Source organism: Streptomyces capillispiralis (assembly GCF_007829875.1).
Classification (GTDB): domain Bacteria; phylum Actinomycetota; class Actinomycetes; order Streptomycetales; family Streptomycetaceae; genus Streptomyces; species Streptomyces capillispiralis.
The window spans coordinates 819,045-837,676 of record NZ_VIWV01000001.1; the positions used below are offsets into that span (position 1 = coordinate 819,045).

Consider the following 18,632-nt stretch of genomic DNA (forward strand, 5'->3'; position numbering starts at 1 on the left):
CGCCCGGAAGGCAACGGGCGGGCCCACGGTCGAGGGGGTGAGCCCTCGCTTACTCCTCGGTGTCCTCGAAGGGGTTCTCGACGAGCGCGTTGGAGTGGGAAGCCGAGTCGTGGGCCAGCTGGCCCGGGTCGGCGATCGGCGCGAAGACCTGCTCGTTGTCCATGAACTCTCCTTTGTCGGAAGGGAGATACGGCGTTCGGGCGAACGCCATGACAGGAACCTTAATGAATCTGATTTTCATATTCTAGATCGGGGAGGGGGTGATCTGGGTAACACACCGGCCAGCCGCCCTCGGGGTCCCGGCCGACCCGGCCCGCCACCCTGAGCACGTCCGCCAGCAGCCCCGGCGTGACGACGTCCCTCGGCGTACCGTCGGCCACCACGCGGCCGTCGCGCAGGGCCACGACGCGTTCGGCGAACCGGGCCGCGTGGGCCAGGTCGTGCAGCACCATCACCACGGTGAGCCCGCGTTCCTCCCGCAGCCGGACCACCGTCCGCAGCACGTCGAGCTGGTGGTGCAGGTCCAGGTAGGTGGTCGGCTCGTCCAGCAGCAGGACGCCGGTGTCCTGGGCCAGCGCCATCGCCAGCCGCACCCGCTGCCGCTCACCGCCGGACAGCGCGTCGACGTCCCGGTCGGCCCACGCCTCCACCCCGACGTCGCGCAGCGCCCGGTGCACGACGGGGTCGTCGCCCTCGCGCAGCATGCCCAGCGGGCCGCGCGCCGCGTACCGCCCCTGGCGCACCAGGTGACGTACCGTCATGCCCGGTACGGCGGGCGCGGATTGGTGCAGCAGCGCCACCCTGCGGGCCGTGGCGCGCCGGGAGAGCCGCGCGACGTCGTCCCCGCCGAGCAGCACCCGCCCCGCGTCCGGCCGCAGCAGTCCGGCGGCCAGCCGCAGCAGGGTCGACTTGCCGCAGCCGTTGAGGCCGATGAGCGCGGTCAGTTCCCCCGGCCGCACGGTCAGGTCGACCCCGCGCAGCACGGGTCGTGCGGGGTAGCCGAAGTGGACCCCCTCGACGTGGATCCCCACGGACTCGGTCATGCTCTGTCCTTAAGTCGACTTCAGAACGAACGGCTCGGCGTGCGGCGCACGACGACCAGCAGCAGGGCGGCACCGAGGCCGGCGGTGAGCGCGCCGACCGGCAGCGTGAGCCGTCCGGAGTCCAGCCCCGCGGCGAGCAGCCGCGAGGACAGCTGCGCCGCCGCGTCCGCCCCGCAGACCACGACCGCGCCCACCAGGGCCGCGCCGGGCAGGCTCTTGCGCAGGTCCGCGCCGAACAGGGCCACGGCCAGGTGCGGGACGAGCAGTCCCACGAAGCCCAGCGCCCCGACGGCGGCCACCGCACCGGCGGTGAGCGCCACCGCGCACAGCAGGGCGAGGGTGCGGGCCCGCCGGGCGGCGAGGCCCGCGGTGAGCGCGATGTCGTCGCCGCAGCGCAGCAGGGTCAGCGGCCCGGCCAGCAGCCAGGCCGCGGCTCCCCAGACCAGTGCCCACGGCCACAGCAGGTGCCAGTGCTCCCACACCCGGCCCTCCGTGGTGCCGACCAGCCACTGGACGACGCTGCCCAGTTCGCCCGGTTCCACGAGCAGCACCATGGCGGTGAGCCCGCCCAGCACCGCCGAGACCAGGACACCCTGGACGGCGGTCTGCGCCGGGTCGCCCCGGCCGCGCCCGGCGAGCAGCCACAGCAGGGCCGCTCCCGCGCATCCGCCGGCGCATGCGGCGAGCACCACGGCCAGCGGCGAGTCCCACCCGGCGAGTCCGAGTGCCGTCGCGGTGACGGCGCCGAGCACCGCGCCCGGGGTCACGCCGGTCACCTCGGGACCCGCGAGGGGGTTGCGCAGCGCGGACTGCAGGACCAGGCCGGCGACGGCGAGGCACGCTCCCGCCCCGAGCGCCACCAGCAGCCTGGGGACCCGCAGGTTGAGCAGGATGTGACGCTCCGTCGCGTCACCGCCGCCGCCCAGGACCTCCCAGACCGTGCCCGGGGACATGCCGCGCCCCGCCACCAGTTCGACCACCGCGCACACGACGGCCAGTGCCGTGAGCGCCCCGAAACGCCGGCTCACCGCGCGTCCTCCGTTCCCGTCGGCCCAGCGGGGGCGGGACGGGCCCCCGCGGGGCCGCCACCCCCGGACTTCTCCGCGTGTGCGTCCCGCGGCGCCCCCGCGCCGGAGGGGACGGCCCGTACGCCCGGCACCGGCGCGGGTACGGCGGTGGACCCCGCCGTGGCGCGCCGGGCCCGGGTGCGGCCGCCGGACCGCATCAGGGCGACCCCGGCGGGCACCCCCAGCAGGGCCGTCCAGGCGCCCACCGGTGTCTCCACGGGCGCCAGCGCCAGCCGGGCCGGCACATCGGCGGCGGTGACGACGACGGCGCCCCACACGGCGGACCAGCACAGCCAACGCACCGCCCCGGCACCGGGGTTGAACCAGCGGGCCAGGTGCGGGGCGAGGAAGCCCACCCAGGCGACGGGCCCGCACACGGCCGTCACCGGGGCGATCAGCACCACGGCGATGGCCAGCGCGGCCAGCCGTGCCCGCTGGGCGCGTACCCCCAGCGCCTCGGCGTCCTCGTCGCCGAGCCGCATCACCGACAGCACCGGGGCGCACACCACCAGGGCGGGGGCCGCGACGAGCAGCCACGGCCACAGGCCGGTCACGTCGTCCCAGGTCCGGGCGGAGAGGGAGCCGAGCAGATAGCGGTAGATCAGCTGGAGGTCGAGCTGGTCGGCCATCACCATCAGCACGAGCAGCGCGGCCTGCAGCGCGGCGGCGACCGCCGCTCCGGTCAGCAGCACGGCGGACGGGCTGCGGCCGAGCCCGGCGGCGAGCAGGGTGAGCCCGCCGCCGAGGACGGCCCCGCCGATGGCCAGCAGGGGCTGCACGGCGGCCGGCAGGGACAGCGCGAGGACCAGCGGCGCGGCCACCCCGAGCGCCGCCCCTGAGGAGACGCCCAGCATCTCCGGGACCGCCAGCGGATTGCGCAGGGCCTCCTGCAGCACGAGTCCGGCGGCGCCCAGGCAGGCGCCGGCGACGAGCGCCAGCACCAGCCGGGGGACGCGCAGTTCGGTGACGACGATGCCGGCGAGCGTGGTGTCCCCCTCCAGCACCGCGCCGACGAGCCGGTGCGGCGGTACGTCGGGGGTGCCGAGGCTCAGGGCGCAGACCGCGGAGACCGCCAGCAGGACGACCGCCAGGAGCGGCTGCGCTCCCGGGGCGCGCAGCGCGGGCCGCCGTGCGCGCACCGCGGCCGGGCCCGGTGGGGGCGCGCTCATCGCAGCGCGGCCGTGGCCTCGTCGAGGACGATGCCCAGCGACCGGGTGCCGCGGCCCTTGGCCCACACCTCCGAGTCCACCTCGTGGACGTCGCCGTTGCGCACGGCCGGGATCTTGCTCCAGAGGGGGTTCTTCGCCAGCTTCTCCGAGAGCTTGCCGTCCGCGTCGCCGAAGCTCATCGTCTCGACGAACAGGACGTCGACGTCGGCGGCGAGGATCTCCTCCAGGCTGTAACTGCCCTCCACGCCACGGGACTTCCAGGGGTAGTCGGTGAACTTCGGGAACAGGCTGGCGGTCGCGTCGCCCTCGGGGGTGGCGACGCCGAAGTTCTCGTCACTGCCGTAGATGATGAGCGCGGTCTTGTCGCTCGGGGTCTTCTCGGCCGCGGCGAGCGTGGTCCGGAAGGTCTTCTCGGCCTTCTCCCCCTCGTCGGTGCGGCCGGTGAGCGCGGCGACGTCGCGCAGGTAGCCCACGCTGTCCTCCCACGTCTCGGGCTGCATGGCCCAGAACGTGGTGGCGTCCTTCAGCGCCGGGGCGAGCTTGCCGTGGGTGTCCCCCAGACCGATCACGAGGTCGGGCTTGTGGGAGAGGATCGCCTCCACCTCCGGCGCGATGAACCCGCCGGGGATGACGTCCACCTCCTTCGCCTTCCGCTCCCCCAGGAAGTCGGGGTGGGCGAGCAGGGCGCTGTTCGTGGCCGTCGGGACGATGCCCAGCTCGGTCAGGATGTCGTCGCAGAGCGCGAACAGGCAGACGATGCGCTCCGGCTGCTTCTTCAGGGAGACCTTGGTGCCGCCCGTGTCGGTCAGCTCCGTGGTGGCCTCGATGGGCTCGACGGTGACCTCGGTCTTCGCGGTGGGCCGGGCCTTGTCGCTCGTGGATCCGTCGTCGGACGACGTACCGCAGCCGGCCAGGAGCGAACCCACGGCCGCCGCGGTGATGCAACCGCGGACGAACCGCGACGGTGAACGCAGCATTGATGCCCTCGCTTTTCTCTTCTCAGGAACCCGGAACGCACCGAAGATACATGATAATCGTTTTCACAAACTGGTTTTCTGGAGGACTGGACCCATGCCCGATGCCGCTTGCGTGCTGCTCGCCTCCGACCACGTAGAGGGATCCGTCCATGTGCTGACCGTCCCAGACGGCACGGTCACCGCCCGTCTCACCGGCCGTCACCTCTCCGAGCACGCCGGGTTCCTGGCGCTGCCCGGCGGGCGGGTGGCCTGTGTCGACGACCGCCGGGGTGAGCTGCTGGTGCTCGATCCCTTCGATGACGCGCTCGTGGAACGCGCGGTCCCGGTCGCCGTACCGGCCGAACACCTCGCCTGCGACCCGTCCGGCCGCCTGCTGGCCGTCACCACCGGCCTGGGCCGCAACACCGAGCCGTGGTCGGACCTGTTGACGGTCGTCGACCTGGCCACGGGAGAGGCGGCCCGGGTGCGCACCCGCGTCGGCGAACCGGGGGTGACGGTGCTCGGCGGTGACGATCCGCTGGTCGTGCTGCGGCACCGGGAGCCCGGCGCGCTCGCCGTCCACCGCTTCGCCGATCTCCTCGCGGCAGCACCCGGCTGTCCCCCGGTCACTCCTCACGCCGTGCTGCCGCTGCCGGACGACGGGCACGGGGACGCGCAGGCTCCCGCCTCGCGGGAGGTGTTCGCGGCCACGGGCGAGGGGGTGCACCGGGCCCGGCGCGACGGCGACGGACTCGTCGCCGGGACGGTGATCCCCTGGGGGTCGTCCGCCCGGGGCTGGTACCTGCGCCTCGACACCCGCCGGCGGGCGCTGTGGAGCACGCTGCGCGGTGGCGCCCCCGACCCGCTGCGATGGCCGGAGTGGACCAACGAGGCGTGGCTCCACGACCTGGTGACGGGCCGCACCCGGCGCACCGGCCTCGGCCCCGGGCTGGTGTTCCGGCTGGCCCTCGCCCGGGACCACACCGCCTTCACCCGCGTCCACCCCGACGGCGACGAACTGGTCCTGCTCGGCACCGACGACACCGTCCGCCGCGTCCCCCTGCCCGCCATGGACGGCGCCCCGCGGCGCGGCGGCACCCCGTGGGAGGGGGTGCAGCGCCGCGCGGTGGCCGCCTCACCGGACTCCGACTGGGTCGCCGTCACCCGTGGCGGCCATGGCGAGGTGCACCTCGTCCACGCCGGAACCGGCGAGGAGGCGGCCCGGCTGCGGCCGGGCACGCCCCTCCACCACGGCGGCCACCTGGCGCTCCGCACCCGCGAGGACGGCGCCGACGGGGATCCGGTGGGCCGGTGACCGGGCCGACGTCCGCCGTGGGCCGGTGAGGGCCGACGTCCGCCATGGGCCGGTGAGCGGGCCGCGACCGCGAAGCCCCCGTCGTGGGCCGGTGAGCGGACCGCCCGGCCGGCTGTGGCCCCCGGTGGGAGGGGGCCGCAGCCGAGCCCGCCCGGGAGGAATGAACCGCGCGGGTCTGTTCACCCGGAACGCATGGTTCGGTCCAACGACGAGGTCGCCGCACTGCTCGCCGAGTACGCGGACCTGATCTCGATCACCGGGGGCGAGGCGTACCGGGCGCGCGTCTACGAGAAGGCCGCCCGTGCCATCGGAGGCCACCACGCCGACGTGGCCACGCTCGACGCCAAGGGGCTGCGGGAGATCCCCGGCGTCGGCACGTCGATCGCCGAGAAGGTCACCGAGTACTTCCGCAGCGGCAGCGTCGCGGCGGTGGAGGAACTGCGCGCCAAGATCCCCGCCGGGGTCCGCCGGCTCACCGCCATCCCCACCCTCGGCCCGAAGAAGGCCCACCTGCTGTACGAGGAGCTGGGCATCTCCTCCGTCGACGAGCTGGTGGAGGCCGTCCACGCCGAGCGGCTGCGCGACCTGAAGGGCTTCGGACCCCGCACGGAGGAGAAGATCCTGCACGGCGTCGAACTCCTGCGGTCGGCCGGTGACCGGGTGCTGCTGGACGTGGCCACGGAGCTCGCCGAGGACCTGGTGGGCCGGCTGTCCGGGGTGACCGGCTGCCTGCACTGCGCGTACGCCGGGTCGCTGCGCCGCGGGCGGGAGACGATCGGGGACATCGACGTCCTCGCCGCGGCCCGGAAGTCGGCACCGCTGATGCGCGCGTTCACCGAGCTGCCGTACGTCACCGAGGTCGTCGCGCACGGGACGACCAAGACCTCGGTCCGCACCGACCGCGGCCTCGCCGTCGACCTGCGGGTCGTCCCACCGGACTCCTGGGGTGCCGCGCTGCAGTACTTCACCGGCTCGAAGGCGCACAACATCCGCACCCGTGAGCTGGCCGTACGCCAGGGGCTCAAGCTCTCCGAGTACGGGCTGTTCGACGCCGAGAGCGGGGAGAGGATCGTCTCGGAGACCGAGGAGGAGGTGTACGCCCGGCTGGGCCTGCCCTGGATCCCGCCGACGCTGCGCGAGGACCGCGGGGAGATCGAGGCGGGGCTGGCCGGCGACCTGCCCGCGCCGGTCCAGGAGTCCGACCTGCGCGGCGACCTGCACACGCACACCGACCTGACCGACGGCCTGGCCCCGCTGGAGAGCATGGTGGCCGCGGCGGCCGAGCGCGGTTACGCCTACTACGCGGTCACCGACCACGCCCCGAACCTGTCCATGCAGCGGATGACCGACGAGCGGATGCTCGCCCAGCGGGAGCAGGTGCGGAAGCTGGACGGCGCGTACGGCAGGCGCGGCGGACGCGGTGCGCTGCGGCTGCTGCACGGCACGGAGCTGAACATCGATCCCGACGGGGAGGTGGACTGGCCGCCGGAGTTCCTGGCCGGCTTCGACCTGTGCGTGGCCTCCGTGCACTCGCACTTCGACCAGGGCCGTGAAGCGCTGACCCGCCGGCTCGTACGGGCCTGCGAGAACCCGTACGTCAACGTCATCGGCCACCCCACCGCCCGCATCATCGGCAGGCGGCCGGCCATCGACGCCGACCTCGACGCGGTCTTCGCGGCGTGCGCCCGGACCGGTACCGCGCTGGAGATCAACTCCCACCCGAACCGGCTGGACCTGCGTGACGAGGACATCCTGCGGGCCAGGCGGCACGGGGTGAGGTTCGCCGTCGACAGCGACGCGCACTCCGTGGTGGACCTGGCCCACATCCGCCACGGCGTGGGGACGGCGCAGCGCGGCTGGCTCACCAAGGACGACGTGATCAACACCTGGCCGGAGGCCCGGCTGCGCCGCTTCCTGCGCAAGGGACGCAAGGAGCGCACACGGCGGGGCACCGGCGCCCACCGGTAGGAGCACACGCAGAACACGAGGACGAAGAGGTCACGAGGACACGAGGAAAGGAACGGCCATGCCCGCCACCCACCCGCCCGACTTCGAGCACGCCATCCACACCACCAACATCTGGCTCAAGGCGGTGGCGCAGGCCCTGGGATCGGAGGACCGGCACCTCGCCCACCGGGTCCTGCGCGCCTGGCTGCACACCTTCCGCGACCGGCTCACCGTCGACGTGGCCGCCCACGTCGCCGCGCAGCTCCCCGAACTGCTGCGGGGCGTCTACTACGACGGCTGGAGCCCCAGCGCCGTACCGATCAAGTACGACCGTGACGGCTATGTGAACCGGTTCGTGCAGGAGGCCAGGGTGGAGGCCGAGGACGTGCCCCGGATCGCCGCCGCCGTCACCTCCGTGGTCCGCGAGCACTTCTCGCCCGGTGCCCTGGAGTCGGCCCTGGAGCAGCTCCCGCGCGACATCCGCGACCTGCTCCTCCAGCCGGCGGACGCCTGACCGCCGGGCCGCGGGCGGCCGGTCTCGCGGGTCAGCGGCGCAGGGCCGTCTCGCGCCGCATGTGCGACAGCTTCTCGGGGTTGCGGACGGCGTAGAGCCCGGTGACGAGGCCGTCGTCGACGCGGACCGCCACGACGGTGTCGATCTCGCCGTCGAGCCGGAGGACCAGCGCCGGGCGGCCGTTGACCTGCGCCGGCCGCAGCGACGCGCCGGCGGGGATCCGGCGCGTCCCGGCGTGCAGCAGCCGGGCGACCTTGTCGGCCCCCACGACGGGCCGCAGGACGGCCTGCTTGATGCCGCCGCCGTCGCCCAGCAGGACGACGTCCGGTGCGAGGACGTCGAGCAGGCCCTGCAGATCACCGGTCTCGACCGCCCGCCGGAACGCGTCGAGCGCGCCCTTCGTCCGGGCCGGTGAGACGTCCCCGCGCGGCCGGCGCGCCGCGACGTGGGCCCGGGCCCGGTGCGCGACCTGGCGGACCGCCGCGGGGCTCTTGTCGACGGCCTCGGCGATCTCGTCGTACCCGAGGTCGAACACCTCGCGCAGCACGAACACCGCCCGCTCGGTCGGCGTGAGGGTCTCCATCACCAGCATCATCGCCATCGACACGCTGTCGGCGAGTTCGACGTCCTCGGCCACGTCGGGCGAGGTCAGCAGCGGCTCCGGCAGCCAGGAGCCGACGTAGGTCTCCTTGCGGCGGCCGAGTGCGCGCAGCCGGCTCAGCGCCTGGCGCGTGGTGACGCGGACCAGGTACGCGCGCGGGTCCCGGACGGTGCCCAGATCGACGTCCGCCCAGCGCAGCCAGGTCTCCTGGAGGACGTCCTCGGCGTCGGCGGCCGAGCCGAGCATCTCGTAGGCGACGGTGAACAGCAGGTTGCGGTGGGCGAGGAACGCCTCGGTGGCCGGTCCCGTACGCCCCCCACCCGCGCGCGGGTCCGCCGCGTGCCCGTCGTGCTCCCTGTCCTCGCTCCTCACGGCCGCACCCACCTGTCCGCTCCCGCCTGTTCGTTCCCGACGACTGCCACGCGCACAAGACGCCGGTCCCCGCCCTTCTGTGACATCCCTCCGCCGTGGCCCACGTCACATCCCTGCCCCGTCACAGGGAGCGGGCCGCCGGCATCTCGTGTCCGTCAGCGCACCACCACATGACCACACGTGAGGACGACGTCATGGACGCACGGTTCAACCTGTTCGAGAACGAGATCGCCGCCCGGTTCGCCAAGCGCTTCGCGGGGGCCGCCCTGGTGATCCACGACTCGCCGCTGCCGAAGTCCACGCAGGAGCTGGTGTCGCTGCGCGCCAGCCAGATCAACGGCTGCGGGCACTGCATCGACATGCACGTCAAGGAGGCCGCGGCCGCCGGCGAGAGCGCGGTCCGGCTCCACCTGGTCGCCGCCTGGCGCGAGTCCACCGTGTTCACGGAGGCGGAGCGGGCCGCTCTGGCACTGGCCGAGGAGGGCACCCGGCTCGCCGACGCCCACCAGGGCGTGTCGGACGAGACCTGGGCCCAGGTCCGCGAGCACTACGACGAGGACCAGACCGCCGCGCTGGTCTGCCTCGTCGCCATGATCAACGCCGCCAACCGGCTCGCCGTGATCGTGCACCAGAAGGGCGGCTCCTACGAGGCCGGCATGTTCGCCGCGGCGCTCGACGCCTGACCGGTCCGGCTCCTGATCCGGGCCCGGCCGGGGATCCACCGATCCCGGGCCGGACCCGGCCGTTTCCGATGAAGTGATGACGGGGAACCGGCGGTCCCGCACACCCCAGGGCTGAACCGGCGGTCCCGGTCATCCTCCTGGCGGTCTCGGCGCGCGCTTCCGCCGGGTGGCGGGTTGGCTGGGCGAGTGGGTGCCACGATCGAGAGCTAGGGAGGCTCAGTCCATGGCCTTTACTCCCGAGGAGTTCCTCGGGCGTCTGCGCAGCGATGATTTCGCGACGCTCGTCGGACTCATCAAGCAGCCCGACACCGGTGACGACCACTTCCTGTTCAGCCCCGGGCGCTACTGTTTCGGACACTGGGTGAAGATTCCGCTGGCGCTGATCCAGGACATCGAGTGGCTGGCCAACGTCGTCTGCCCACCCGTGATCGTCTCCAAGAAGACGCCCGCACGCACGATTCACCCGCTGGTCCGGCTGACCTTCAAGGCGTTCGAGTCCGCCGAAGGCCGGACCCTGGCGTCCCTGCTCACCGCCCAGGTAGCCGCGACGCAGTCGCCGGAGCCGGCACCCGCGTCCCGAGCGGGCCGCTCCTCACGGCGCCGCTGCGACTGCTCATCGCGTGGCGGCACGTCCCGCACGATGCCCAAAGCGGCGGCGCGCGGCGAATGGTCGTCCTGCATGGACCGATGCCTCTACCAGTACTGGCCCGACTGGGACACGATCGACCAGTGCCAGAGGTGGGTGTGCGGCGACGAACCGCTTCCGCCCGACATCGAACTCTAGGCAGCGCGATCCGGACACCGGCCCGTCCACCGTGCCGGCGAGTGCAGTACTTGCGCCACCGGCGCCGTTCCAACGGCGCTCGCACCACGTGCAGATCACGCTCACGTTCGCCATCCCATCATGACGCGATCACCGCGCGGCACGACGGTGGGCCCGCAGGATCCGGTACGGGCCTTGTACGGGCCCGGTCCCGTGCCCAAGCCGTCACGGCTCGCGTTGAACAAGTCCCCGACGGCGGGCTGAACGTCGCCGCGGTGCGGGTGAGCGGGGTGCGTTCCGGGACGGAAGGGCGTGAGGGTGTGAGCACGGTGCGGGACACGCGGAGCGGTCGGGCGGCGAAGGTGAAGGAGGAGGGCGGCGGCGATCTGCCGGGGGCGTGGGCGGCGTACGGCAAACTGCTCCAGCATCTGCGCAAGCGGGCCGGGTTGAACCAGCAGCAACTCGGCGAGGCGATGGGCTACTCGCTGGAGCAGGTCGCCTCGGTCGAACAGGGCCGGCGTCCGGCGAAGGCCGCGTTCACGAGGGCGGCGGGCCGGGTGCTGGAGGCGGGCGCACTTCTGGAGGTGCTCCAGGACGAGGTGGACCGCGCGAAACTGCCGCGCTTCTTCCGCAACTTCGCGCTCATCGAGGCCGAGGCAGTGAGCCGCTTCTCCTACGATCCGCTGCTGGTGCCGGGGCTGTTGCAGACGGAGGCGTACGCACGGGCGGTGTTCGCGGGACACTGCCCGCCGCTGAGCGAGGACATCATCGACCAGCACGCGGAGGCTCGGTTGAGTCGCCAGAAGCTGCTGGCCCGGGTGCCGCTCGCGGAACTGTCGTTCATCGTGAACGAGGAGGCGCTGCGCGATCCAGTGGGCGATGCGGAAGTGATGCGCGCGCAGTGGCAACGTCTGCTGGAGGTTGGCGCGTTGCGGAACGTGTCGGTGCAGGTCATGCCCATCGGCCGGGGGTTCCATCCGGGCAAGAACGGTCCCTTCGTGGTGGTGGAGTCACACGAACACGTGCTGCTCGGGTACTTCGAATCCCAAGGAGTCGGGTGCGTTGTCACGGATGCCGACGAGGTCAGCGCGTTCTCGCTGCGGTATGGCAAGCTGCGATCGCAGGCCCTGAATGTCGAGGAGTCTGCACGACTCATCGAGCGGATGGTGGGAGAGACGTGAGCGTTGAGCGGGTAACCGAGAACGGGGACGGGCTGCACTGGTTCAAGAGCAGCTACAGCGGGTCGGACGGCGGCGACTGCGTGGAAGTGGCCGCCGGTCTCCACGGCGTGTACGTACGGGATTCCAAGGCCGCGGGTGGCGGGCCGGTGCTGCGGGTCGGCCGGGGCGAGTGGGCGGCGTTCACGGCGCTCGCCGCGGGCGGGCCCGAGGTCTGACGACGCGCGTCCGGCCCGCACCGCGCGTGCGGTGCGGGCCGGACGGGGCCGGGTCACGCCCGTGCCGACGGCTCCGGCGTGAACGCCGCGTGGAAGCGGCGGGTGTGGTCGACCCGGCGTTCCGGGCCGGTCAGGGTGACGTGCGCCGTCAGGCGGGCGTCCGTGCTGGACGCGGCGAGCCGCAGCTCCAACTGCCCCGGCTCCACGATCCGTTGACCCTCGCGGCCGGTGAAGGACGCCACGTCCGCCGGGACCGTGACGCGGATGCGGCGGGCCTCCCCCGGTTCCAGCGGCACCCGGGTGTAGCCGACGAGGCGCTGCACCGGCTGGACGACCGAGGCGACCGGGTCGTGCAGGTACAGCTGCACGACCTCGGTGCCGGCCCGGTCACCGGTGTTGCGGACGGTCAGCTCCAGGCCGAACTCACCGTCGGTGGGCGCCTCTTCGGCGTCCACGGCGAGGTCGCTCCAGGCGAACGTCGTGTACGTCAGACCGTGGCCGAAGCCGAACGCCGGGGTCGGGTCGATGTTGGACACCTCGCTGACCTGGGCGAGCCGCGCACCGAGGTAGGTGGTCGGCTGGGCGCCCGGCCCGCTCGGCACACTGACCGGGAGCCGTCCGGAGGGGCTGGTGCGGCCGCTGAGGATTCCGGCGATCGCCTGGGTGCCCGCGACGCCGGGGAAGAACGACTGCACGATCGCCGCCGACTCGGTGACGGCGCGGCCGAGCGCGTACGGGCGTCCGGCGAGCAGGACGGTCACCACCGGCGGGCCGGAGTCGAGCAGCGCGTCGAGCAGGTCCTGCTGGGCGCCGGGCAGGGCGAGGGACTCCGCGTCGCAGCCCTCGCCGCTGGTGCCGCGGCCGAACAGGCCCGCGCGGTCGCCGAGGACGGCGACGACGACGTCCGCGTCCCGGGCCGCCGCCACCGCGTCGGCGATGCCGCCGGTGTCCCCGTCGTCGACGCCGGTGCCGCGCGCCACCGTGATCTCCGCGTCGGGGAACTCGGCGGCCAGGGTGTCGCGCAGGGTCGGCAGGTCGATGCCGACCGGGGTCGCGGGGTGGTGCACGCCGACGTGCAGGGGGAAGGAGTAGCAGCCCAGCACGGCGGTCGGCTCGGCCGCGTTGGGGCCGACCAGGGCGATGCGGCGCGGCCGGGTGAGCGGCAGGGTGCCGTCGTTGGTGAGCAGGACGACGGCCTTCTCGGCGATCTCGCGGGCCAGTTCGCGGTTTGCGGGCCCGTCCAGGTCGACCTTGCCGCGCAGCGCCTCGGGGTCGTCCGGGTCGGCGCCGTCGAGCGCGGGCGGCACCGGGCTCCAGTCCGGGTCGAGCAGGCCGAGCACCGCCTTCTGGCCGAGGACGCGGCGCAGCGCGCGGTCGATGACCGACTCGGGGATGCGGCCCTCGGCGACGGCCTCGGCGAGCGGCGCGCCGAACGTCTTGACGGTGGGCAGTTCGATGTCGACGCCCGCCCTCAGCGCGGTGCCCGCGGCGTCGGCCCAGTCGCCCGCCACTCCGTGCAGGGTCTTGAGGAAGGCGATGCCGAAGTAGTCGGCGACGACGGTCCCGTCGAAGCCCCACGTGTCGCGGAGCAGTCCGGTCAGCAGGGTCTCGTCGGCGGCGGCGGGCACGCCGTCGATGTCGTTGTAGGCGTGCATCACGGACCGTGCGCCGCCCTCGCGGACCGCCATCTCGAACGGCGGCAGCAGCACGTCGGCCCGCTCGCGGGCGCCCATGGGGGCGGGGGCGAGGTTGCGTCCGGCGCGGGAGGCCGAGTAGCCGACGAAGTGCTTGAGGGTGGCGACGATCCCGGCGGACTCCAGGCCCTGGACGTAGGCCGTGCCGATGGTGCCGACGAGGTACGGGTCCTCGCCGATGGTCTCCTCCACCCGGCCCCAGCGGGCGTCGCGCACCACGTCCAGGACGGGCGCGAGTCCCTGGTGGACGCCGACGGAGCGCATGTCGCGGCCGATGGCGGCGGCCATGCGGCGCACCACCTCGGGGTCGAAGGTGGCGCCCCAGGACAGCGGGACGGGGTAGGCGGTGGCGCCCCAGGCGGCGAAGCCGGCCAGGCACTCCTCGTGGGCGACGGCGGGGATGCCGAAGCGGTTGGCGGAGGCGATGCGGGCCTGGGTGCGCATCAGCGACAGCGCGCCGAGCGCGGGGTCGACGGGGACGGTGCCGAAGGGGCGGGTCAGCTGGCCCAGTCCGGTGGGCAGGAGCGCGTCGAGGTCGACGGCCTCCTCCATGTCGTGCTGGTGCGGGGCCACTTCGCCGCCGTTGTCGGAGGCGCCGACCCATACCCCGTACAGCTGGGCGATCTTCTCCTGGAGGGTCATGGCGCCGATCAGGGCGTCGACCCTGGCGGCGACGGGGTGGGCGGGGTCGTTCCAGAGGGGGGCTTCGGGGGTGGTCTCTACGGCCACGTTGGCGGTCACTTTCCTCCGACGCCCATCAGGCCCTGGACCAGGGCGCGACGGGCGAACAGGTAGACGAGCAGGACGGGCACCATGGACAGCACCACGGCTCCCAGCAGACCGGGGATGTCGATGCCGTGTTCGGTCTGGAAGTTGTACAGGCCCAGGGTGACGACCTTGGTGGAGTCGGACTGGGTCAGGACGAGCGGGAACAGGAAGCCGTTCCATGCCTGGAGCGCGGAGAAGACCACGATCGTGGACAGTCCGCCGCGCGACAGCGGCAGTACGAGCTGGAAGAACATGCGCCGCGGGGTGGCGCCGTCCATGGCCATGGCCTCGTACAGCTCCGGGGAGATGTCGCGCATCGCGCCGCTGAGGATCAGCGCCGACATGGGCAGGCAGAACGCGGCCGTGGGCAGGATGACGCCCAGCAGGTTGTCGTACAGCCCGGCCTCGCTGATCAGGTAGAACATCGGCACGATCACGGCCTGGGCGGGGATGGCGAGGCCCAGCAGGAACAGCCGGAAGATCGCCGAGGTGGTCCTGCCGCGGCTGCGTACGATCGCGTAGGCGAGCGGCGGGACCAGCAGCAGCACGATGCCGATCACGCAGGCGGTGACGAGGAGCGTGTTGACGAAGTACTGGCCGAAGCCGGAGTCGAAGGCGCTGGTGTAGTTCTCCAGGGTGAAGCTGTCCGGGAAGGACACCGGGCCGTTCTCGGCGTAGTCCTGGCGGGTGCGGACCGTGGCGGCGAGCATCACGTACAGCGGCAGGCCGACCAGGAACAGCCACAGGAGCGAGCCGGCGCCGGCCAGGTAGTTGGGGCGGCGCCTCATGACACACCCTCCATGGTGCTGCGCATCTTGTCGTAGCCGGAGACCCGGACGACGACCAGCGAGATGATCGTGGCCGCGACGACCAGGGCCAGGGCGATCGCGGAGCCGGTACCGAAGTCGAAGCCCTTGAACGCCTTGTCGTACATGTAGTAGGCGCTGATGGTGGTGTCGGTGCCGGGGCCGCCCTGGGTCAGGATGAGGACCGTCTCGAATGTGGTCAGACCGCCGACGATCATGAGGATCATCGAGGTGATCATCGAGTTGCGCAGCTGCGGCAGTGTGATGTGGAAGAACTGACGGTAGCGGCCCGCCCCGTCGATCTCCGCGGCCTGGTAGAGCACCTGGGGGACGGCCCGGGCCGCGCCCTGGTAGATCAGCGTGTGGAAGGGGGTGAACTGCCAGGTGCTGACGAACGCCAGCACCCCGATGGCGGTGGCCTGTTCACCGAAGAGGTTGCCGTCGCCGAACAGCCAGGTGGCCTCGGCCGGGATGCCGAAGTTCGGGTCGAGCAGCGCCCGCCACAGCACGGAGACGGCCGTCGCGGACAGCAGCAGCGGAATGAAGTAGATGACGGACAGGACGGCCCGGTTGCGCTGGTTGCCGGCTGCCCAGACCCCGAGCACGATGCTCAGCGGCGTCTGGACGGCCACGCCGAGCACGGTCAGGAGCAGCGTCAGCCAGATGCTCTTGAACATCACCGGGTCGTCCATCAGGCGCGACCAGTTGTCCGTGCCGACGAACTCGGGCGAGCTGATCCCGTCCCAGCTCATGAAGGACAGCACCGCCACCATGATCAGCGGGACGATCGCGAAGAGGGCGAAGAACACTGCGGCGGGCAGCGCCCAGGCGAAGCCGGGGCGACCCACCTTCGTTGCGGACGAGGCGGGCGGCCGCCGCCGGGACCCGTTACGGGGGCCGGCGGCGGGCCGAGCGCTCGTGATCTTTGTGGTCATGAGCCGTTCGTCACTCGGTGGGGAGGGCCTGCATGGCCTGGATGAAGCCGTCCGTGTCGAGCTGTCCGTTGAAGAACTGCTGGATGGCCTTGTGCATGTCCGAGCTCGCCTTCTGCGGGTACGCCTGGTCCCAGGACAGCTGGAACGACGGCGCGTCGGCGACCAGGTCGTACTGGAAGCGCGAGTACTCGGGGGTGCCCGAGCCGGCGATGAACTCGTCGGTGTTGGTCGTGGTCGGCAGGTTGCCGATGTCGAGCTGCGCCTTGACGAAGTCGTCGGAGTACATGAGCTTCAGGAACTCGGCGACGGCCTCGGGGTGCTTGGTCTTCTTCATCACCGAGTAGTAGTTGTTGGTGTTGCCGGCGACGTTGGCCGGGTCGCCCTTGCCGCCCGCGACGGACGGGAAGGCGGTGTAACCGAGGTCCTTCTCGGCGAACGACTTGTGGTCCGTCAGCTGCTGGGAGTAGTACCAGGAGCCCATCAGCTCGAAGCCGGCCTTGCCCGAGGCCACCAGTGCGACCGAGCCGCCGTTGGTGTACTTGACGGAGTCGTAGTTCTTGCCGAAGGCGCCGGCGTCGACGAGTTCCCTGATCATGTCCAGGGCCTTCTTGCTGTCCGGGCTCTCCCAGGCGCTCTTGTCGCCGCCGACGGCCTTCTCGAACAGCCCCGGGCCCGCCACGCGGTCGAACAGGTACTGGAACCACATCTGCGTGGGCCAGACGTCGCCGCCGCCGAGCGCGATCGGTGTGACGCCCTTGTCCTTGAGCTTGTCGACCGCGTCGAGCAGTTCGTCCCAGGTCTTCGGCGGCTGGACGCCCGCCTCCTTGAGGACCTTCTTGTTGTGGAAGAGCAGGACCGGCTGGGTGCCGCGCATCGGGATGCCGTACGGCTTGCCGTCGACGACGGCGTTGTTGAAGACGGACGGCAGGAACTTGTTCTCCAGCTCCGGGTTCTTCTTGATGAAGTCGTCCAGCGGCATCAGCAGGTCGGCCTTGACGAACGGCTTGATGCTGCCGCCGCCCCAGTTGAAGAAGACGTCCGGGGCCTGGGGGGTGCTGATGATCGTTTGCAACTTCTTCTGGTAGTCCGCACCGGGAATGGTGTCGAGGACGACCTTGACGTCGGACGTCTTGTTGAACGTGTCGACGAGCCGCTTCTCCACCTTGTTGGTGGCGTCCCCGTAGACCAGGACATGGATCTTGCCGTCGTCCGACGACGCCCCGCCGTTCCCGTCGCCGCAGGCCGAGAGACTCAGTGCCAGGGCGAGCGTCGCACCGCAGGCGACCAGTCTGGGCAAGCGCGCACGTGTCTTCATCGTTCGCCTTTCGAAAGTTTCGGCGCCTTCACCGAAAGTCCATGCCGTGGGACAGTAGGTCAGACCGGAGTTTCGGTCAACGGTCGGGTCAGTACTCGCCCAAACCGTTATCGACGGGCGGTGGCTTATCCTGCGGGTATGCGCGAAGACGACGAGGCGAGCGGCAGAGTGACTCTGGCCGAGGTCGCGAAAGAGGCCGGTGTTTCGATGCCGACAGTTTCGAAGGTCCTCAACGGCCGTTCGGATGTCTCCCGCACCACCCGGGCCAAGGTGGAACGGCTCCTGGACGCCCACGGCTACCGCCGGCGCAGCCAGCCCGGCTCCCGCTCACCGCTCGTCGAGATCGTCTTCCACGAGCTGGACAGCATCTGGGCGATGGAGCTGATCCGGGGCGTGGAGAACGTCGCCCGGGAGAACCGGGCGACGGTGGTGCTCACCGAGAGCGGCACCCGGCACACGCCGGCTCCGGAGTGGCTGCCCGGCGTGCTGCAACGCAGGCCGCTGGGTGTGGTGCTGGTCTTCTCCGCGCTCCCCGAGGACATCAAGCGGCAGCTCAGGGCGGCGGCCATCCCGTTCGTCGTCATCGACCCGGCGGGCGATCCCGACCCGGACGTGCCCTCGGTCGGCTCCGCGAACTGGGCCGGCGGCCTGGCCGCCACCCGCCACCTCACCGACCTCGGTCACCGGCGGGTCGCGATCATCACCGGCCCCGAGGACATGCTGTGCTCGCTCGCCCGCCTCGACGGCTACCGCTCGGCGATGGCGATGGCCGGCCTGGAGGCCGACCCCCGGCTGACGCGCTTCGGCGACTTCCACGTGCAGGGCGGCTTCGAACACGCCATGGAGCTGCTGGAGGGACCGGACCGGCCGACGGCCGTCTTCGCGGGCAGCGACCTCCAGGCGCTCGGCGTGCTGGAGGCGGCACGGCTCAAGGGGCTGCGCGTACCGGAGGACCTGTCGGTGGTCGGCTACGACGACGTACCGCTGGCCCAGTGGTCGAGCCCGCCGCTCACCACGGTCCACCAGCCGCTGCGGCACATGGCGGAGGAGGCGGTCCGCATGCTGCTCCGCCCGGACGACCCCGGTACGGCCGCCCAGCGCATCGAACTGGCGACGCACCTGGTGACACGGCAGAGCACGGCCCGGTACACGGGGCGCGAGGCGACGGACCGCCCCGGAAACGCCGAGTCCGCTCACCCGATCGGAAACTGACGCGCTGATTCCGGTCAGGGGCCCGGTGCGTCTCCCGGGCCCCTGAGGGGCCTTTCGACGGTGCTCCGGAAGTCCT

At 72.3% G+C, this 18,632-nt stretch carries 18 protein-coding genes; 8 read left to right on the top strand and 10 right to left on the bottom strand.

All coding sequences use genetic code 11. From position 1 onward, the window contains the following. Nucleotides 1-49 precede the first annotated feature (49 nt). The 5 genes from amiA to FHX78_RS03140 are packed head-to-tail and all read right to left on the bottom strand — an operon-like array spanning nt 50 to nt 4,256. A complete protein-coding gene (gene amiA, locus FHX78_RS37310; protein WP_241270818.1) occupies nt 50-163 on the bottom strand; it encodes a streptamidine family RiPP in 114 nt (37 codons plus the stop codon). A 58-nt stretch (nt 164-221) separates the two neighbouring features. Beyond that, the gene (locus FHX78_RS03125) at nt 222-1,043 is read right to left on the bottom strand and encodes an ABC transporter ATP-binding protein (RefSeq protein WP_145865928.1); all 822 of its coding nucleotides are present in this window, start codon (nt 1,041-1,043) and stop codon (nt 222-224) included. Nucleotides 1,044-1,063: 20 nt separating this feature from the next. After that, nucleotides 1,064-2,071 carry a FecCD family ABC transporter permease gene (locus FHX78_RS03130; protein WP_145865929.1) on the bottom strand — a complete coding sequence of 336 codons (1,008 nt, stop codon included), beginning with the start codon at nt 2,069-2,071 and terminating at the stop codon, nt 1,064-1,066. Further along, a complete protein-coding gene (locus FHX78_RS03135) occupies nt 2,068-3,279 on the bottom strand; it encodes a FecCD family ABC transporter permease (RefSeq protein ID WP_373313024.1) in 1,212 nt (403 codons plus the stop codon). Before FHX78_RS03135 ends, FHX78_RS03130 begins: the two co-directional genes overlap by 4 nt. Continuing rightward, nucleotides 3,276-4,256: an ABC transporter substrate-binding protein gene (locus FHX78_RS03140; protein WP_145865930.1), complete on the bottom strand. Its 981-nt coding sequence runs from the start codon at nt 4,254-4,256 to the stop codon at nt 3,276-3,278. Before FHX78_RS03140 ends, FHX78_RS03135 begins: the two co-directional genes overlap by 4 nt. A 94-nt stretch (nt 4,257-4,350) precedes the next feature. On the opposite strand from FHX78_RS03140, the gene FHX78_RS03145 reads away from it, so the two are divergent. From FHX78_RS03145 to FHX78_RS03155, 3 genes are all read left to right on the top strand, one after another. After that, nucleotides 4,351-5,550 (top strand): hypothetical protein, encoded by a 1,200-nt coding sequence (locus FHX78_RS03145; RefSeq protein WP_145865931.1) that lies wholly within the window; start codon nt 4,351-4,353, stop codon nt 5,548-5,550. Nucleotides 5,551-5,742: 192 nt separating this feature from the next. Beyond that, nucleotides 5,743-7,518, top strand: a complete 1,776-nt coding sequence (polX, locus tag FHX78_RS03150; protein ID WP_145865932.1) for a DNA polymerase/3'-5' exonuclease PolX — start codon at nt 5,743-5,745, stop codon at nt 7,516-7,518. Between the two features lie 58 nt (nt 7,519-7,576). Beyond that, nucleotides 7,577-8,011 carry a DUF2267 domain-containing protein gene (locus FHX78_RS03155; protein WP_145865933.1) on the top strand — a complete coding sequence of 145 codons (435 nt, stop codon included), beginning with the start codon at nt 7,577-7,579 and terminating at the stop codon, nt 8,009-8,011. 31 nt (nt 8,012-8,042) lie between these two features. Here the strand turns inward: FHX78_RS03155 and FHX78_RS03160 are convergent, their stop codons facing one another. Further along, a complete protein-coding gene (locus FHX78_RS03160) occupies nt 8,043-8,984 on the bottom strand; it encodes an RNA polymerase sigma-70 factor (protein WP_145865934.1) in 942 nt (313 codons plus the stop codon). A gap of 194 nt (nt 8,985-9,178) precedes the next feature. On the opposite strand from FHX78_RS03160, the gene FHX78_RS03165 reads away from it, so the two are divergent. The 4 genes from FHX78_RS03165 to FHX78_RS03180 all read left to right on the top strand — a co-directional run bounded on the left by FHX78_RS03165 (nt 9,179) and on the right by FHX78_RS03180 (nt 11,826). Further along, nucleotides 9,179-9,667 (top strand): carboxymuconolactone decarboxylase family protein, encoded by a 489-nt coding sequence (locus FHX78_RS03165; RefSeq protein ID WP_145871598.1) that lies wholly within the window; start codon nt 9,179-9,181, stop codon nt 9,665-9,667. 223 nt (nt 9,668-9,890) lie between these two features. Next, complete coding sequence (locus tag FHX78_RS03170) at nt 9,891-10,451, top strand: hypothetical protein (protein ID WP_145865935.1); 561 nt, start codon at nt 9,891-9,893, stop codon at nt 10,449-10,451. Nucleotides 10,452-10,759: 308 nt separating this feature from the next. Further along, nucleotides 10,760-11,611, top strand: coding sequence for a helix-turn-helix domain-containing protein (locus FHX78_RS03175; protein WP_189908581.1), 852 nt, complete (start codon nt 10,760-10,762; stop codon nt 11,609-11,611). Beyond that, nucleotides 11,608-11,826 carry a DUF397 domain-containing protein gene (locus FHX78_RS03180; protein WP_145865936.1) on the top strand — a complete coding sequence of 73 codons (219 nt, stop codon included), beginning with the start codon at nt 11,608-11,610 and terminating at the stop codon, nt 11,824-11,826. Before FHX78_RS03175 ends, FHX78_RS03180 begins: the two co-directional genes overlap by 4 nt. Nucleotides 11,827-11,879: 53 nt before the next feature. Here the strand turns inward: FHX78_RS03180 and FHX78_RS03185 are convergent, their stop codons facing one another. From FHX78_RS03185 to FHX78_RS03200, 4 genes are read right to left on the bottom strand one after another with little or no spacing between them, the layout of a single operon-like run. Then, nucleotides 11,880-14,261: a beta-xylosidase/alpha-l-arabinosidase gene (locus FHX78_RS03185; protein ID WP_145865937.1), complete on the bottom strand. Its 2,382-nt coding sequence runs from the start codon at nt 14,259-14,261 to the stop codon at nt 11,880-11,882. Then, nucleotides 14,258-15,076: a carbohydrate ABC transporter permease gene (locus tag FHX78_RS03190; protein WP_145865938.1), complete on the bottom strand. Its 819-nt coding sequence runs from the start codon at nt 15,074-15,076 to the stop codon at nt 14,258-14,260. Before FHX78_RS03190 ends, FHX78_RS03185 begins: the two co-directional genes overlap by 4 nt. Further along, complete coding sequence (locus FHX78_RS03195; RefSeq protein ID WP_145865939.1) at nt 15,073-16,029, bottom strand: carbohydrate ABC transporter permease; 957 nt, start codon at nt 16,027-16,029, stop codon at nt 15,073-15,075. Before FHX78_RS03195 ends, FHX78_RS03190 begins: the two co-directional genes overlap by 4 nt. A 10-nt stretch (nt 16,030-16,039) precedes the next feature. Then, nucleotides 16,040-17,344, bottom strand: coding sequence for an ABC transporter substrate-binding protein (locus FHX78_RS03200; protein WP_145865940.1), 1,305 nt, complete (start codon nt 17,342-17,344; stop codon nt 16,040-16,042). A 138-nt stretch (nt 17,345-17,482) separates the two neighbouring features. Between FHX78_RS03200 and FHX78_RS03205 the strand changes: the two genes are divergently transcribed. Beyond that, a complete protein-coding gene (locus tag FHX78_RS03205) occupies nt 17,483-18,556 on the top strand; it encodes a LacI family DNA-binding transcriptional regulator (RefSeq protein ID WP_189908575.1) in 1,074 nt (357 codons plus the stop codon). The last annotated feature ends 76 nt before the right edge of the window (nt 18,557-18,632 follow it).